This is a genomic window from Rhizobium sp. BK312 (assembly GCF_014193605.1).
Taxonomy (GTDB): Bacteria; Pseudomonadota; Alphaproteobacteria; order Rhizobiales; family Rhizobiaceae; genus Rhizobium.
This window is the reverse complement of the sequence record NZ_JACHZP010000002.1, coordinates 852,505-867,844: the sequence shown is the minus strand read 5'-3', so window position 1 is coordinate 867,844 and position 15,340 is coordinate 852,505. Positions and strand designations below refer to the sequence as shown.

Genomic DNA, 15,340 nt, shown 5'->3' with positions numbered 1-15,340 from the left:
ATATCTATAGAATCTTGCAAATGAAGTAATAACAGATATTATTATGTCGCGTTTCTAAATTGATTACTTTGTCTCATCTCTAAATAGCTGTGACACTACCTGTACCGCAAAGTTAGAGTGTCCTGATCCTGCAAAGCAGGAATACCACTCTCCCCGCGTCAATGCCCGTCCCGGGCAACGTCGTCTTTCGGGACCGTATCCACCAGGTTCTTCCGATGGAAAATGAAGAGTCCGGCAAGGACGATGATAGCGGAGCCGATGATAATCTGGGTGTCCGGAATATCGCCGAAGAAAACGAAGCCCAGGACGATTGCCCAGACAAGCAGGCTATATTGGAGCGGAGCCAGGAGCGAAGCAGGCGCGAGCTTCAAGGATCTGGTTATCAGCATATGAGCGCTACCGGCGACAATGCCAAGGGCGAGCATCGCGCCGAGATCGAGCGCTGATGCGGAACGCCAGTTGCCGATGCTGAGCGCCAACCCGGCAATAAGCGCACCGAGCGTCTGCCACGCGACCAGCGTCGCATCGCGTGTCTGCCGCAGCCGCCGTCCAAGCACCAGGGTCAATGAAAATGCGAGGCTGCCGCTGAGGCCGAAAAGTGATGGCCAGGAAAACATTGCGGCTGAAGGTCTGAGCGCGATCAATACGCCGATAAAGCCGACGAAGACCGCAAGCCAGCGCCGCCAGCCGATCCTCTCGTCAAGGAAGAAGTGCGAGATCGCCGCCACATAGATCGGCCCGGCCATGTAGAAGGTCATGACATCGGCAAGCGGCAGATAGGCGACAGCGGCGTAAAAGAGAGCGACGTCGAGCGTCGCCATGACGACACGCAGAAGCTGCAGCGGCGGCCGTTCGAGGCGAAAAAGCGCGTCACTGCCCTGTCGCGCGATCATAGGTGTCAGAATAATGAACGAACCGAAAGAGCGGATCACCAGAATCTGACCGACGGAGAAACTCGCGACCAGCCACTTGCCCATGGCATCGTTCAGCGAAAACAGGAAGTCGCCGAGAAGCATCAGCAGCATGCCGGCAAGTACAAGATTGCCGCTTGTTACGGCTTTGCCCATGCGCATGCTGACTATCCTTGCGAATCCTGCATTTTACCACCTGCGCTTTAGCCGGTTTTGCCCCCTACCCGCAATGGATTTCCTCGTGGGCAGTTATTCCCAAAATCTATCGGTTTCCAGCCACAGAAGCATGGGAGCGCTCGCCGTCGGCAGACGCGATCTTCCTCTAAAACTTGAGCGGATGTTTATAAATTCGGTTATATGATAACGTTTATGGAAGCGACGAGCCGAACCTCGCCAAAGGGAGACGCTCAATATTCCTACATGCTTTTCATTGTTGCATAACAGCCTGCCGATATTGTCCGCTTGCCGGGTGAGAGAAGATACATGATGCAGCCGCCGGATGGAGCGCCAGATCCTACGCACCGGGACCAAGACGTCGAAGACGAGCAGGTCCTTAAGCCATTTGAATTGCTCCAGGCCCGGTACCAGTCTCTCGCCGAGCGCTACGAATGGCTCGAAGCCATGATCAACTACGTACCGGACTATATCTATGCCAAGGACAGGAATGGCCGCTTCCTTTTTGCTAACCTGGCGATCGTCCTCAACAATGGCTTCAGGCATGTCGACGAGTTGATTGGACTTACCGACGCCGAAATTCACCCCATGGCCGATGCCCACAAGATCGAAGAAGTCGAACGGCAGGTAATGGAGAGCGGTAAGGCCGATCTCGGCGTCGAGGAACGGCGACTGAAGGGTGAAGGCTGGCTCATGATGTCGCGGGTGCCGCTACGCGACAGAAACGGCAACATCATTGGCGTCGTCGGCGCATCGCGCGACATTTCCGCTCGAAAACGGGCAGAAAAACTGATGAGTGCCCAGACGAAGCTTCTACAGGATGTGGCGCGCGGCGTTGATCTCGACGTATTTCTCAGGGAGTCCCAGGTCCTTCTTGAGGAGTTGCTCAACGGCAGACGCGTGAGCTTCGTCCTCAATGGCGAGCAAACTGAACAGCTCGCCGGCGATATCCTGGAATTTCCCATTTTTTCGCGAGACGGCGGCCGGCATGGAGCCCTGGTGACGGTGCAAACCGATGGTGACGAGGCCGGACTTATGGAGTTCTTCGCCGGCATAGCGCAGACCGTGGGCATTGCCATCGATCGCCATCGCGACATCGCCCATATCGCCTATCTGGCCGAACATGACGCGCTCACCGGCCTGCCGAACCGCATGCTGCTCGACCGCAAGCTCAGCGCCCTCTTGGAAAAAGCGTCCCGACAACAAAGGTCACTGGCCGTGGCCTTTGTCGACCTCGATAATTTCAAACTCGTAAATGACACACTCGGCCATGCGGCCGGCGATGAATTGCTGATGGTGGTCGCGCGGCGCATATCGACCCATGTCGGCAATGGCGGCATTGTCGCGAGGATCGGCGGCGACGAATTCATCATCGTTCTGGAAGATCCGGCTGAGCCAATATATGAGAGGCTCGCGGCCGTCCTGGCGGACATTTCCAAGCCAATGATCGTACAAGGCGTCGAAATCCGAGTAGGCTGCAGCATCGGTGTCGCGTGCGCCATGGAGCATGGCACGACGGCTTCGGAACTCTTCGCAAATGCCGATATGGCGCTCTATCGTGCCAAGGAAGCGGGGCGCAATGCCATTCGCCTGTTCACGCCGGCCATGGCAGAGGACGCCCGCAACAAGCTGATCCGTATCGAAGAATTGCGACGCGCTGTAGAGCGGGACGAATTCGTGCTCCATTATCAGCCGCAAAAGGAAGTTCGCAGCGGCAAGATCATTGGGGTCGAGGCCCTCGTGCGGTGGCAGCATCCTGTCGAGGGCTTGTTGTTGCCCGGTGTCTTCATTCCGCTCGCGGAAGAAACGGGGCTCATCGTCCCGCTCGGCGAAATCGTTCTGCGAAAGGCCTGCCAGCAAGCCCGTCTGTGGCAAGATCGCGGCCTGCCTGCACTGCGCATGGGCGTCAACGTATCTGCGCGGCAATTCCTGGAGAGTTCACTGACAAGCCATGTGGCATCCGCACTGCAATCGGCTGATCTCGATCCGCAATGGCTTGAGCTCGAACTGACGGAAAGTTTGATCATGCGTGACGTCGAGGGCGCCATCGAGCGGATGCATGAACTGAAAGAGCTGGGTGTCAGCCTCGCGATGGATGATTTCGGCACCGGATATTCAAGCCTGAGCACACTCAGGCGCTTTCCGCTTTCCCGGTTGAAGATCGACAGATCCTTCATTGCCGACATTCCCGAAAAGCCGGGCGATATGGCAATTACGTCCGCCATCGTATCGCTCGGCAGAACACTCGATCTGGAAGTCGTGGCGGAAGGCGTCGAGACCGAGGAGCAGGCCCGTTTTCTCGAAGGCGCCGGATGCGAATTGCTTCAGGGCTATCTGTTTGCCCGGCCCCTTCCCTCCTCCGAGATCGAAAGCCTGATTACCGGGACCGTTTCGAAAGCTGTGTAGATATTCGCACGGGGCAGCTCCCCGCACGCGGATGCCTCTCAAGGAAATGTCGCCATCTCGATCCAGTTCGCACCTGCATTGACCGGGTATCGCCCCACCAATGCGAGACCGCCATCGGATTGGTCGATGGCGTAGACGGACAGCCGGTCGGATTTCTCTCCCGATGCGACGAGGAGCCGGCCTGATGGGTCGATGCGGATGCCGCGCGGCTGCTGCTCGGTCGGATAACTCGTGACGTAAGTCAGCCCTCCGTTATCCACATCGATTTTCAATAGCGCAAGCCGGCTGGTGGTCCTTTCAGTCGTATAAAGAAATCTGCCGTCCGGTGTGATGCCGATATCTGCGGCCCAGATTTTCGGCTCGCCATTGTCTGGTGAGACTGCATCCGGTGCTAGGCCAGGCGACAGGCCCGCATCCTCGGGAACGGAAGCGAGGCTCTCGACCTCTCTCAATGTGCCCCTATCGGCATCGAGCGCATAGTGGACGACATGGCCGGTCAGCTCCGTCAGAACGTAGACGGCCTTATTATCCGGCGATACGACGATATGCCGCGGGCCAAAGCCCTTGCCGGTCAGGACCTGAGCCGGATCGTTCGGCTTCAGTATCCCGGTCTCCGGGTGTAGGATGAATTGCTGCACAGCATCGGAGCCGAGATTGGTGACAAAGACATATTTGCCTGTCCGATCAGTGACGATCGAATGGGCGTTGCGGCCGGTTGCGATCACTTGCTGGGCTCGCGCGGTGACGAGCCCATTCTTGTCGATGAGCAGCACGGCGATCTTGTTGCCGCCATAAGAGGCAGCCAATAGAAGCCCGCCTGTCGGGTCGAGGGCAACATAGGCCATGCTGTCGGGCAGCGCTGCGGCCGCCTCCTGCCTTAATCTGCCGCTTTCGGGGTCGATCGCCAGCGTCAGCACCCGGTAAGGCTGCGCACGGATAACGGCGTAAAGATGTCGCCTGTCGGGGCTGACAGCCATCGGCATGACCATCGCACCGACATCCATGCTGGATATCGCCGTGAGCGCACCTGTCGCTCCATCCATTCGATAGGCATCGATCGTTCCGGCAATTGCCGCAGAGACATATACGAACGTGCGATGCACACTGGAGGAAGACTGAATCACGGATCACCTCGTCCGAGCATCGGGGCCGGTTCCATCGGCGGCGATGCGGATCATCTGGAAAATAGATACTGCTATCCATCGAATGCGCGAAAACCGGATGGTCGCAATCCCCTCGATCCGGCTGGCCAAACAGACGGAACATCTCTTTCGAAAAATCGACCGCTATCATATGACATAATATGACAACAGCACCCTGTCGAGCATTATTGCTCCTGCAGCTCGGCAAGATGGCGATAGCGACGCTGGCTCGCCATCATATGCGCCCGCATCGCTTGTCGCGCGCGCTCTGGATCTTGATCGGCGATCGCCGCTAAAATCTCCGCATGCTCTGCATGAACCTTCTCCAGATAGGCGCGGTCATTCGCCTCGGGCAATGTCGGAAACTGCCGGCGCGGAATGGTTCGTGTACCGAAATGCCGGAGCACGTCGACATAGAACCGGTTATTCGTCGCAGCCGCGATCGCCATATGAAACTCATAGTCCGCTTCGACGGTCGACAGCCCCTGCTCTATCAGCTGCGCCATCTTACGGTTGGCCGTTGCAATCGCGGCCTCCTGTTCGGCAGTCCTGCGATAGGCGGCGATGGCCGCCGCCTCGCCTTCCGCCGCCATGCGGAATTCCAGCAGTTCCAGCGTTTCGGGGATACTCTTGACCTCGACCGGCGTCAGCAGCAATCCAGACCGCGTCGGTGTGTCGGAAACGAATACGCCCTTGCCCTGAACCGGCGTGACGAGGCCTGCCGCACGAAGATCTGCAATCGCCTCGCGCACGACGGTCCGGCTGACGTCGAATGCAGCCTCAAGCTGCGGCTCGGTCGGAAGCTGGTCGCCGACCCGAAGCTTGCCGCTCTCGATCTGCAAGCGCAATTCGTCGATGACCCTTTGCGCCAGCCTTTGCCGTGTCCGGGCATTTGTCGTCATTCCCAATCCCCGACCCTTTTGTTGGCCTTCAACCGCAGTCGCTTCTCATCGTCAGCAAGTCATCATACGAATAGTCTTAACATCAGGCGCGTCGAATGCAATTGGGCCAGGCAGGCCCATCAGATTTCCCAGTCAGAACTATATGCCCTGGATCTCAATTTCGACGACAATTCCAGCTGTACCTCGATCGTCTTCTGCAGCCTTGCCTGGAGACTGTCGGACGAGATGGTACCGTCTAACCAATCCCGCTCGGTGGCGTAAACGACATAGGGATTGATCACGCATTTGAAATCGAGCATCAGCGACATGGCCAGACTTCCATAAGCCATATAACTGTGCGGAAGCCCACCGGAGCAGATGAAAGTGACGATCTGATCGAACCAGGCCGATCTTCGTCCGCCGGCGCCTGTCGCACCGGTAAGTTCGATCAGGCTCTTGGCAGCACTTCCCACCGACCAATTGTAAATAGGTACCGCAAGCAAGACACCATCCGCATCGCGAATTGCACGATACAGCCGGTCGTATGAAGGATGTTCATAGCATTTCAAATTGTCGAAAGCGGGCAACTCCAGATGCTGAAGATCGATAAACTCGACTTCGCATCGCCTCTCTCGCAACAAATTTTCAGCCTCGCAAGCCATGCGGCGGCTCCTGCTTTTCGGATCAAGGCTGCATGAAAGGATGGTGATCTTCAGAGGATCCATTGCCTATTCACTCCAGCATCATCGTTACGAGAAGAGGTTTTAAGTATGCGTCATGACGGCGAGACGGCCACTCCCTCACCAAAATCCTACCGGTGAGGCAGTCTATGAATATGATCCTCAAAATAGCAATGCGCCGCCCCGTCATTGCGGTAACGCGGCCAGAGAGCCTCAGATGTCCTTGGGGCCGTGAACGGGCTACTTCCCTTTTGACCAACCTGTGCAAAGTTGTACGCATGACAGGAACAGCCGCGTCGTAACGGCAGTTGGCGAATAGATCTGAGGTCTGGCAAGGTATTGATCGCGTGGGCAGCGCTGCCGCCCCTACCGGGCTTGCCTGACAGTCTCGGAGGGCATTTCTCCGAAGGATTGATAATATAGCGCTGCGAACCGCCCCATATGGGAAAATCCCCAATCGCGCGCGATGTCGGCCACCACCCGGGAACGGTTCGATTGTATCAAGGCTTTGCGCGCGCCTTGCAGGCGTATCTCGCGCAGATAGCCGAGGGGCGTCATGTTCTTGAACTGCTGAAATGCGGTCTGTAAAGATCGCACGCTTGTTCCGCTCTCGCGCGCAATATCGGCGATCTTGATGTCCGCACCTGCATTTACGTGCATATATTCCATTGCGCGCTTCAACTGCCTCGGGATTGCCGGCGATGCCGGCCCTTGCAACTGCGGCGTATAATTGTGTGGCACAGTCTCAAGCAGAGCGATCATCATCGCCTGCAAAAGGCATTCGCTGAATGAAGCGGAGGATTTTTCTGGGCCGGCCGCTGTGAGGTCCTGCCAGATCAAGTTTCCAAGCGCGGCAATCTGCATCCCTCGCCCCGATGTTAGATCGACCGGGCCGGCGAATTCCAGATCAGAGCGCATCGGTGCGTCCAGCAGCGTGCTGAGCTGCCGTATCATGGCCGCCTTTTCGAATGCGATGCCCATATGGCTCCGCTGCTCGAAAAACGTGAGCCGGCTGAAAGAAGACATATCGGCCACAAGTCCCCTGCCCGGCTCCGATTCCAATTGCCGCCCAGCGGCGTCGACAAGCATCTTGCCGGCGGTCGGCAGATAAAGGCCGTAGGCTTCGGGGCCACCGGGCAGCATAACGCTCATGCCAGAATGACATTTGCCGCGCCAGACGCTGCAGGAGCCGATCGTATAGTGGCGGTCTTCCACCGAAATCGCACCGCGGCGATGGAGAGGTTCGACAATCGCGGGAAACAGGGTTCTCGCGTAATGCGCGGTCATCTCCTCGGCATCGGCTTTCTCGATTTGGGACACCGAGCACGTCGCGTAAGTCAAATGTTCCCCTCATTGCGCTACGTCTGCAGATTACCTTTTTAGCCTTCGGTCATCTGCCTCGAAAATACATCCTCGCTTACGCCCCTGGAGAAAATAACGCCATAAAACTAGAAAAATCAATGGCTCATCGAATAAGTATGATAATTACAACCATGCGGATGCATCGCAACGGCAGTATATATTTTCTTCCTGCTTATATTATTTCATAATATGATCGGACGCATTGAGATATATTTCATATTTAAAGAATGCCTCTCGTTAATACGTTAACTTTTCGGCCGGGGCCGCGCATGATGCCTGAATATACAGGCAAGCATCCCAGCCTCTTGACGGAATGTTATCGATAACATAGCCTCCTCCTATCGAAGCTTTGGGAGGAGCAGGATGGACGACGAAAAGCTGCTCGCATTTTCCGACATCACCAAGGAATTTGGCGGAACGCGAGCCCTGTCGAACGTGTCGCTCGACTTGCAGCGCGGCGAAATCCTCGCGCTTCTCGGGGAAAACGGCGCGGGTAAATCGACGCTCATCAAGACATTGGCTGGCATCTACAAGCCGGATGGCGGGCAGATCCTGTTTCGCGGCAAACCCTATCACCACCGCCCGCCACAACCCAATCAACGCCAGCCGGTCGCCTTCATCCATCAGGATCTCGGACTGATCGAATGGATGACAGTGGGCGAGAATGTCGGGCTTGCGCAGGGCTATTCCCTGCGCGGTAAATTGATAGACTGGCGCGCCACGGAGCGGCGTACCGCCGAGGCACTGAAGCTCGTCGGCTGCGATTTCGATCCGTCGACCCGCGTACAGGAGCTGACCCGCACCGAGAAGTCGCTGGTCGCAATCGCTCGGGCGCTCGCAGTCGAAGCCGACGTGCTGGTGCTTGACGAACCTACGGCCAGCCTGCCCGCCGACGAGGTCGAGAAACTCTTTGCCGCCATCCGCCCGCTGAAAGAGCGCGGCGTGGCTATGATCTATGTGTCTCATCGCCTCGACGAGATCTTCCGTATCGCCGACCGCGTTGCCGTCTTGCGTGACGGTCAGTTGGTGGGCCAGAAGTCAGTCTCCGAGACGACGCCGGATGAGCTCATCCGCATGATCGTCGGGCGCAAGGCGGACCAACTGTTCGTCAAGGCGGAAAGAAGTGCGGGGCCTGCGATCGTCTCGGTGAAGGAGCTATCCTGTCGCGGCGCAGGGCCGGTGTCCTTCGATATCCGACAGGGCGAATTGCTCGGCCTCGTTGGTCTGCGCGGCGCCGGGCAGGAATTGATCGGACGCGCGCTGTTCGGTTGTGAGCCATCGCAGGGCAGCGTGCGCTTGAGCGGGATCGAACCGGATCTTTCCAGCACAGTCGCAGCGATGGCTTCAGGCATCGGGCTGATCGCCCGGGATCGGACCGAAGAGTCCGTCGCCATGTCGCTCAGCTTGCGTGAAAACACCTTCCTGAATCCCGGCGCCTCCGGACGAAGCCTGTTTTCGTTCCTGTCGCCACGCCGGGAAGCCGAAGCTGCTTATTCGCTCGGCAGCCGCGTCGGCCTCAGACCCAATGACCAGAGCCTTGCCATCGAAGCCCTATCCGGCGGTAATCAGCAGAAGGTCGTCGTCGGACGATGGCTGGCGACGGGCCGCAAATTGCTGATCGCCGAGGATCCGACTGCCGGCGTCGATGTCGGCGCCAAGGCCGACATCTATCGGCTCATTGCCGAGGCCGTGGAGGCTGGCCTTGCCGTTCTCGTTGTCTCCACCGATTTCGAGGAAATCGCTCATATCTGCCATCGTGCCCTGGTGTTTTCGCGCGGGAGGATCGTGCGCGAACTCAGCGGTGCCGACCTCACAACACCGGCGGTCATCGCCGCCGCATCAGCATCCGAAGCGGCCTGAACCGGGGGAGAACACCATGCAATCGATCGAATCCAACGCACTCGAGCCGACCCGCGCCGAGCTTTCGGCCATGAGCTTCGGCCAGAAGATCCAGCGCCTGCTGCCTGTCTATGGCCTCGTCATCCTGACGGTCTTCCTGATCCTGCTCTTCTCCATTCTGCTGCCGCAGACGTTCCCGACGATGCTCAACCTGCGTTCGATCGTTTCCGACAAGACGATCATCGCCATCCTGTCGCTGGCTGCGATGATCCCGATGGCAGCTGGCCGCATCGACCTGACGATCGGCTATGGCATCGTCCTCTGGCACGTGCTGGCGATCAGCCTTCAGACGATGTTCGGGCTGCCTTGGCCGGTTGCCGTCCTGATCGTCATCGCGCTTGGCGCGCTGACCGGCTTCCTCAACGGCCTTCTTGTCGAGATCGCCAAGATCGACAGCTTCATCGCAACGCTCGGCACGGGCACGGTCCTCTACGCCATCGCGCTCTGGCATACAGGCGGACGGCAGGTGGTGGGCATGCTGCCGCAAGGGTTTTATGCGCTGAACGGCACCATGGTCTTCGGCCTGCCGATCACCGGCATCTATGTTCTGGCACTTGCTTTCGTCATGTGGATCGTCCTCGAATACCTGCCGATCGGCCGTTACATCTATGCGATCGGTGCTAATCCGAAGGCTGCCGCGCTCAACGGCATTCCCGTCCGCCGCTTCGTCATTGGCGCCTTCGTCACCTCGGGAACGCTTGCCGCTATCGCCGGCGTGCTGCTCGCCTCCAAGCTGCGCATCGGTCAGGCAAGCGTCGGGCTTGAATATCTGCTGCCCGCGCTGGTCGGTGCATTCCTTGGCTCGACAACGATCAAACCCGGCCGCGTCAATGTCTGGGGCACGATGATCGGCGTCATCATCCTGGCGGTCGGTATCGCCGGCATCCAGCAGTTCGGCGGCTCCTTCTATGTCGAGCCCCTGTTCAACGGCGTCACATTGCTGGTTGCCATCGGCATTGCCGGCTACGCGCAGCGCCGCCGCAGCCATGCCGGACGCATGGCGCCGGCCCAGGCACCGCAACTTTCCGCCAAGACGGCGGAGAAATGAAGATCATCCGAAGTTCGAATGTCCAAAGGGAGGAGAAGACATGAACCGTAGACAATTCCTGCAGGCCACGACAGCGGTCCTGGTGCTATGCGCCGGCCAGGCCTATGCTGACGCGTTGGCGGATGCGAAGGCCGTCGTCGAGAAATATGCCACGCCCGTCACCAAATGGGATGGACCGACCACGGGGCCAAAGGCGCAGGCCGGCAAAACCATTGTCGTGCTCGCTGGCGATCTCAAGAATGGCGGCATTCTCGGCGTGAGTAACGGTGTCGAGGAAGCAGCAAAGGCGATCGGCTGGGAGGTGAAGGTTCTCGATGGCGCCGGCTCCATCGGTGGCCGCACGGCCGCTTTCGGTCAGGCCATAGCCCTGCAGCCTGCCGGTATCATCATTGACGGCTTCGACGCCGTCGAACAGGCTCCGGCGCTGGAACAGGCAAAGGCCGCCAAGATCCCGCTGGTCGCCTGGCATGCCGGCCCGACCATCGGCCCGGACGACAAGAACGGTCTTTTTGCCAATGTCAGCACCGACGCCATGGAAGTCTCGAAAGCCGCTGCCGATTGGGCCTTCGTCGATGCCAAGGGCAAGCCGGGCGTCATTATCTTCACCGATTCCACCTATGCGATCGCCATCGCCAAGGCGGACAAGATGAAGCAGGAGATCGAGCGGCTGGGTGGCAAGGTGCTCGAATATGTCGATACCCCGATTGCCGAGACATCGCAGCGCATGCCGCAGCTGACCACCTCGCTGCTGCAGAAATACGGTGACAGCTGGACGCATTCGCTTGCGATCAACGACCTCTATTTCGATTTCATGGGTCCTTCGCTCGCCTCCGCCGGCAAGAGCGGCACCGACGCGCCGATCAACGTCGCAGCCGGCGACGGCTCGCAATCGGCCTATGAGCGTATCCGCGCCGGCCAGTTCCAGAAGGTCACGGTCGCTGAGCCCCTAAATCTCCAGGGCTGGCAGCTGGTCGATGAACTCAATCGCGCTTTCGCCGGAGAAAAATGGTCCGGCTATCTCTCACCGCTGCATGTTGTAACGGCGGACAATATCCAATCCGACGGTGGTCCGAAGAACACCTTCGATCCGGACAACGGTTACAAGGACGAGTATAAGAAGATCTGGGGTAATTGATCTCAGTCAAAAGAGGTGGCGCGGCGGCGAGCCGCGCTGCTTTCGCCAGACAGGTTAAACTTGGCGGCTGCTGTCCCGTGCAATCAGTTCCGGCGAAATCCTGACGTCGGCGGCCGGCTGCGTGCCTTCGATAATATCCAAAATCAACTGCGCGGTCCGCTCGCCAATTTCACGCGCAAAAGCGTTGATCGTCGTCAAAGTCGGTACGCAGACCTCACCGATCTCGTAATTTCCAAAACCGCCGATGGAAAAACGCTCGGGCACGGGAATTCCTAGCCGACGACATTCGGTGAGTGCGCCGTAGGCGGCAAGATCCGAGACGCAGACGACGGCTTCCGTATCGGGATAGAGCTCGATCAGCTTCGCCATGGCATTGGCGCCTTCCCGCATCGAGATCGGCGGCGATCCGGCTGCGATCAATCTCGATGCATCAAGCCCATGTGCCTGCATCGCCGCAATGAATCCCAGCCTGCGTTCGCTGCCGCGTGAATCCCGCTGGACATCGCCGCCAATGAAGGCGATGCGGCGACAGCCGAGTGCGACGAAATGATCGACCATATCGCGCATGACGGCTCTGTTGGAAAAACCGACATAGTGGCCGATCGGATCGGTCGGGATATCCCAGGTCTCGATCACCGGGATTGCCACGGTCTGAAGGAGTTTCCGCGCACGCTCCGTATGGGTACCGCCGGTTACGACGATCGCCTGCGGCTTGCGGCGAAGCAGCTGCTCGATCAGCCGCTCCTCCTCCTCGACATTGTAGTTCGTATAACCAAGCAGGATCTCCATGTCCCGCTTGGATAAGGTGTCCGAGAGGCCGCCGACCGTATCGGCGAAGTTGGCATTGTTGATCGAAGGAATGGTAACGGCGACAAAGCCGGACTTTTGCGAACGCAGGTTGGACGCCGTGCTGTCGAAGACATAGCCCAGCTCCTCCGCCGTTCGCAGGATCGCCTCGCGCGTCTCGGGGCTGACAAGACTGTCAGCCTTGAAAGCACGCGACACGGTCATGGGAGAAACTCCCATGACGCGGGCTATGTCTGCCATGGTCGGCGTTTTGCGATCGTTACTCATCAATGGCCTATGTTATCGTTACCATCAGAGTAATATGCCTCTTCCCAGGATGGCAAGAGGCGCTCTCCGCTATCCCGCCATACGCGCAGGACGTCACCGGCGCTGCGCATCGGAAAGCGTCCTGCGAGGGCGGTCTAGAGCTCAAACTCATGGGCAAGCGTGACATGATGATGGATGCGTCCTTCGAAAAAGCGTGAGAGAACCGCTTCCGTCGCTGCACGCGCCTCGGTGCGCACCGGGCTCGCAAGAGCCTTCTCCACGGCGGCCATGTCCGGATAGTTCACGGCTAAAATCATCGGAAACTCCGGGGCGCCTTCATCGCGCGCCTCGGCAAAGGTAACCCGCACGTCGAGGGCACCTGGAAACTGCTTCCACTTCGGCAGGATGGTTTCCATGACGGCCGTCCGAAACGCCTCTGCCTCTCCTTCCCTGACCTTGCCTTCGAATAATGCGTATCGGGTAATCATCCAGCAATCTCCTTGTTTGGTCCCTTGAAGAATTCCATCAGTGCCGCCTGATCTTCGCCACCTAGCCCGGAAGCCGTCAGCATGCGGTGTATCTCGGCACAGACGGCCGTCAGCGGCATGGCGGTATTGGTCCTGCGGGCCAGATCCTGAGCGCCGTTCAGATCCTTGACCATATTGTCGATCCGTCCGGTGCGGCGGTAATCCTTGGCGACATAGCGCGGCATATATTCCTGCAGGATGGCGCTGTCGGCCCGCCCGCCCTTCAGCGCCTGCGGGATTTTCGCGGCATCGACGCCGGCGTCGAGCGCCAGTTGCGTCGCTTCCGCGACCGCAAGGAAATTCAACGCACAAAGAACCTGATTGATGAGCTTCGTGGTCTGACCCGCCCCGACGGGACCCATATGCGTATAGTTCGAGGCCACATGGCGCAGGACTTGATGCGCATCCGCGACATCCTGCTCGCTGCCGCCAGCCATCAGCGTCAATTGTCCGATCAGGGCCTTTGGCGCTCCACCGGACAGCGGGCTGTCCACCCAGCGCAGCCCCTTTTCCGCAGCCTCTGCGGCAAGAGCCTTTGTCGCATCGGGGTCGATCGACGACATGTCGATAATTAGCGTCCCCGGCTTGGCACCGACGGCAACGCCTTCGAGCCCGAATACCGCGGCATGGACGATCTTCGGCGAATTGAGGCTGAGAACGACGAAATCGGAAACGGCAGCCGCCGCGGCTGCGCTGACGGCTGCCGTGGCGCCTTTTACGGTCAGAGCCGCAACCTTATCCTTGTCGAGATCGAAAACAGTCAGCTGATTGCCGGTTTCCGCCAGGCGGGCGCCGATCGCGCCGCCCATTGCACCGGCGCCGATCAGCGCCACCTTGCTGCTCATGATTGCGTCTCCTCCAATGCAATTAAGATGGCCGCCACGACTTGATCCAGCGGCTGATCGATATCGACGGTGATCGCCTGCTCGTCTGATCCCGGCAGCTCGAGGGTTGCAAATTGATTGTCGAGCAATGCCGGCGGCATGAAATGATCCCGTCTTGCGTGCATGCGTCGAAGAATGGTTTGCCTCGTTCCGGCAAGGTGAACGAAGCAAACCGGCGCGTCGACAACCTCGCGAATCCGGTCGCGATAGATGCGCTTCAGCGCCGAACATCCGATCAGTGCCGTATCCTGCGCCAAAGCCAGGTATTGACCGACTTTGTCGAGCCAAGGCCAGCGATCGGCGTCGGTCAACGGGGTGCCGGCACTCATCTTGGCGACGTTTGCCGCAGGATGAAGATCATCACCATCGGCATAGATGCCTCCAAGGCGAGCTGCCAGCGCCAACCCGACCGACGACTTGCCGCAGCCGCTGACGCCCATGATGACGAAGCGGCGCGGCAGAGCGCCATCAGAGCGATGCCGTGATGCCGCCGTCGACATAGAGCACATGACCGTTGACGAAGGAGGAGGCGTCGGAAGCAAGGAAGATGCAGGCACCGACCAGTTCTTCGACACGACCCCAGCGGCCGGCCGGCGTGCGCTTTTCGAGCCATGCCGAAAAGTCTGCATCGGCAACGAGAGCTGCGTTCAACGGCGTATCGAAATAACCGGGCGCGATGGCGTTGCATTGCAGCCCATACTTCGCCCAATCCGTTGCCATGCCCTTGGTGAGATTGCCGACGGCACCCTTGGTTGCCGTGTATGGCGCAATCGAGGGCCGCGCCAGTGCCGTTTGTACGCTGGCGATATTGATGATCTTTCCTGCGCCGCGCTTGATCATGTGCCGGGCGACGGCCTGACCGACATTGAAGACGCTCGATATATTCGTCCGGAGCAGCCGCTCGAAGGCATCGGCAGGAAAATCCTCAAGCGGCGTGCGAAACTGCATGCCGGCATTGTTGACGAGAATGTCGATCGCGCCGATCTCCGCCTCGAAGGCATCGACGGCCTGACGCGTAGCCTCATGGTCAGTGGCGTCGAAGGCCAGCTGATACGCCTTGCTGTCGAAGCTTTCAGCCGCCGTGGCGAGCTTTTCCTTGTCACGCCCATTGAGCACCAACTCGGCGCCGGCGGCCGCCAAACCTTTCGCGAGGGCAAGCCCGATACCTTGGGAAGAACCCGTCACCAGGGCGCGCCGCCCTTTCAGATCAAAAAGACCAGCAGACATTGTTTCCTCCG

At 58.9% G+C, this 15,340-nt stretch carries 14 protein-coding genes; 4 read left to right on the top strand and 10 right to left on the bottom strand.

The genetic code is table 11. The features are described from left to right. Positions 1–158: 158 nt before the first annotated feature. On the bottom strand, positions 159–1,073 hold the full coding sequence (locus FHT85_RS08600; protein WP_112412611.1) for a DMT family transporter: 915 nt from the start codon (positions 1,071–1,073) through the stop codon (positions 159–161). Between the two features lie 321 nt (positions 1,074–1,394). Between FHT85_RS08600 and FHT85_RS08595 the strand changes: the two genes are divergently transcribed. Then, positions 1,395–3,491, top strand: a complete 2,097-nt coding sequence (locus FHT85_RS08595; protein ID WP_112337608.1) for a putative bifunctional diguanylate cyclase/phosphodiesterase — start codon at positions 1,395–1,397, stop codon at positions 3,489–3,491. 38 nt (positions 3,492–3,529) lie between these two features. Here the strand turns inward: FHT85_RS08595 and FHT85_RS08590 are convergent, their stop codons facing one another. The 4 genes from FHT85_RS08590 to FHT85_RS08575 all read right to left on the bottom strand — a co-directional run bounded on the left by FHT85_RS08590 (position 3,530) and on the right by FHT85_RS08575 (position 7,535). Next, complete coding sequence (locus FHT85_RS08590; protein ID WP_112412610.1) at positions 3,530–4,615, bottom strand: lactonase family protein; 1,086 nt, start codon at positions 4,613–4,615, stop codon at positions 3,530–3,532. A 203-nt stretch (positions 4,616–4,818) separates the two neighbouring features. Further along, positions 4,819–5,535, bottom strand: coding sequence for a FadR/GntR family transcriptional regulator (locus FHT85_RS08585; RefSeq protein WP_112401165.1), 717 nt, complete (start codon positions 5,533–5,535; stop codon positions 4,819–4,821). A gap of 119 nt (positions 5,536–5,654) precedes the next feature. Then, positions 5,655–6,239 carry an NADPH-dependent FMN reductase gene (locus FHT85_RS08580; RefSeq protein ID WP_112412609.1) on the bottom strand — a complete coding sequence of 195 codons (585 nt, stop codon included), beginning with the start codon at positions 6,237–6,239 and terminating at the stop codon, positions 5,655–5,657. 321 nt (positions 6,240–6,560) lie between these two features. Then, positions 6,561–7,535 carry an AraC family transcriptional regulator gene (locus tag FHT85_RS08575; RefSeq protein WP_162709779.1) on the bottom strand — a complete coding sequence of 325 codons (975 nt, stop codon included), beginning with the start codon at positions 7,533–7,535 and terminating at the stop codon, positions 6,561–6,563. 384 nt (positions 7,536–7,919) lie between these two features. On the opposite strand from FHT85_RS08575, the gene FHT85_RS08570 reads away from it, so the two are divergent. From FHT85_RS08570 to FHT85_RS08560, 3 genes are read left to right on the top strand one after another with little or no spacing between them, the layout of a single operon-like run. After that, positions 7,920–9,416 carry a sugar ABC transporter ATP-binding protein gene (locus FHT85_RS08570; protein WP_112412607.1) on the top strand — a complete coding sequence of 499 codons (1,497 nt, stop codon included), beginning with the start codon at positions 7,920–7,922 and terminating at the stop codon, positions 9,414–9,416. Between the two features lie 16 nt (positions 9,417–9,432). Beyond that, the gene (locus FHT85_RS08565; protein WP_112337614.1) at positions 9,433–10,503 is read left to right on the top strand and encodes an ABC transporter permease; all 1,071 of its coding nucleotides are present in this window, start codon (positions 9,433–9,435) and stop codon (positions 10,501–10,503) included. A 40-nt stretch (positions 10,504–10,543) separates the two neighbouring features. Beyond that, a complete protein-coding gene (locus tag FHT85_RS08560; RefSeq protein ID WP_112412606.1) occupies positions 10,544–11,638 on the top strand; it encodes a substrate-binding domain-containing protein in 1,095 nt (364 codons plus the stop codon). 54 nt (positions 11,639–11,692) lie between these two features. Here the strand turns inward: FHT85_RS08560 and FHT85_RS08555 are convergent, their stop codons facing one another. The 5 genes from FHT85_RS08555 to FHT85_RS08535 form a co-directional block, all read right to left on the bottom strand. After that, the gene (locus FHT85_RS08555; protein ID WP_112412605.1) at positions 11,693–12,712 is read right to left on the bottom strand and encodes a LacI family DNA-binding transcriptional regulator; all 1,020 of its coding nucleotides are present in this window, start codon (positions 12,710–12,712) and stop codon (positions 11,693–11,695) included. A gap of 134 nt (positions 12,713–12,846) precedes the next feature. After that, positions 12,847–13,179, bottom strand: coding sequence for a hypothetical protein (locus tag FHT85_RS08550; RefSeq protein WP_112337617.1), 333 nt, complete (start codon positions 13,177–13,179; stop codon positions 12,847–12,849). Further along, positions 13,176–14,063, bottom strand: coding sequence for an NAD(P)-dependent oxidoreductase (locus FHT85_RS08545; protein ID WP_112401161.1), 888 nt, complete (start codon positions 14,061–14,063; stop codon positions 13,176–13,178). Before FHT85_RS08545 ends, FHT85_RS08550 begins: the two co-directional genes overlap by 4 nt. Further along, on the bottom strand, positions 14,060–14,602 hold the full coding sequence (locus tag FHT85_RS08540; protein WP_112412604.1) for a gluconokinase: 543 nt from the start codon (positions 14,600–14,602) through the stop codon (positions 14,060–14,062). Before FHT85_RS08540 ends, FHT85_RS08545 begins: the two co-directional genes overlap by 4 nt. After that, positions 14,571–15,329 carry an SDR family oxidoreductase gene (locus FHT85_RS08535; protein ID WP_112337620.1) on the bottom strand — a complete coding sequence of 253 codons (759 nt, stop codon included), beginning with the start codon at positions 15,327–15,329 and terminating at the stop codon, positions 14,571–14,573. Before FHT85_RS08535 ends, FHT85_RS08540 begins: the two co-directional genes overlap by 32 nt. Positions 15,330–15,340 lie beyond the last annotated feature (11 nt).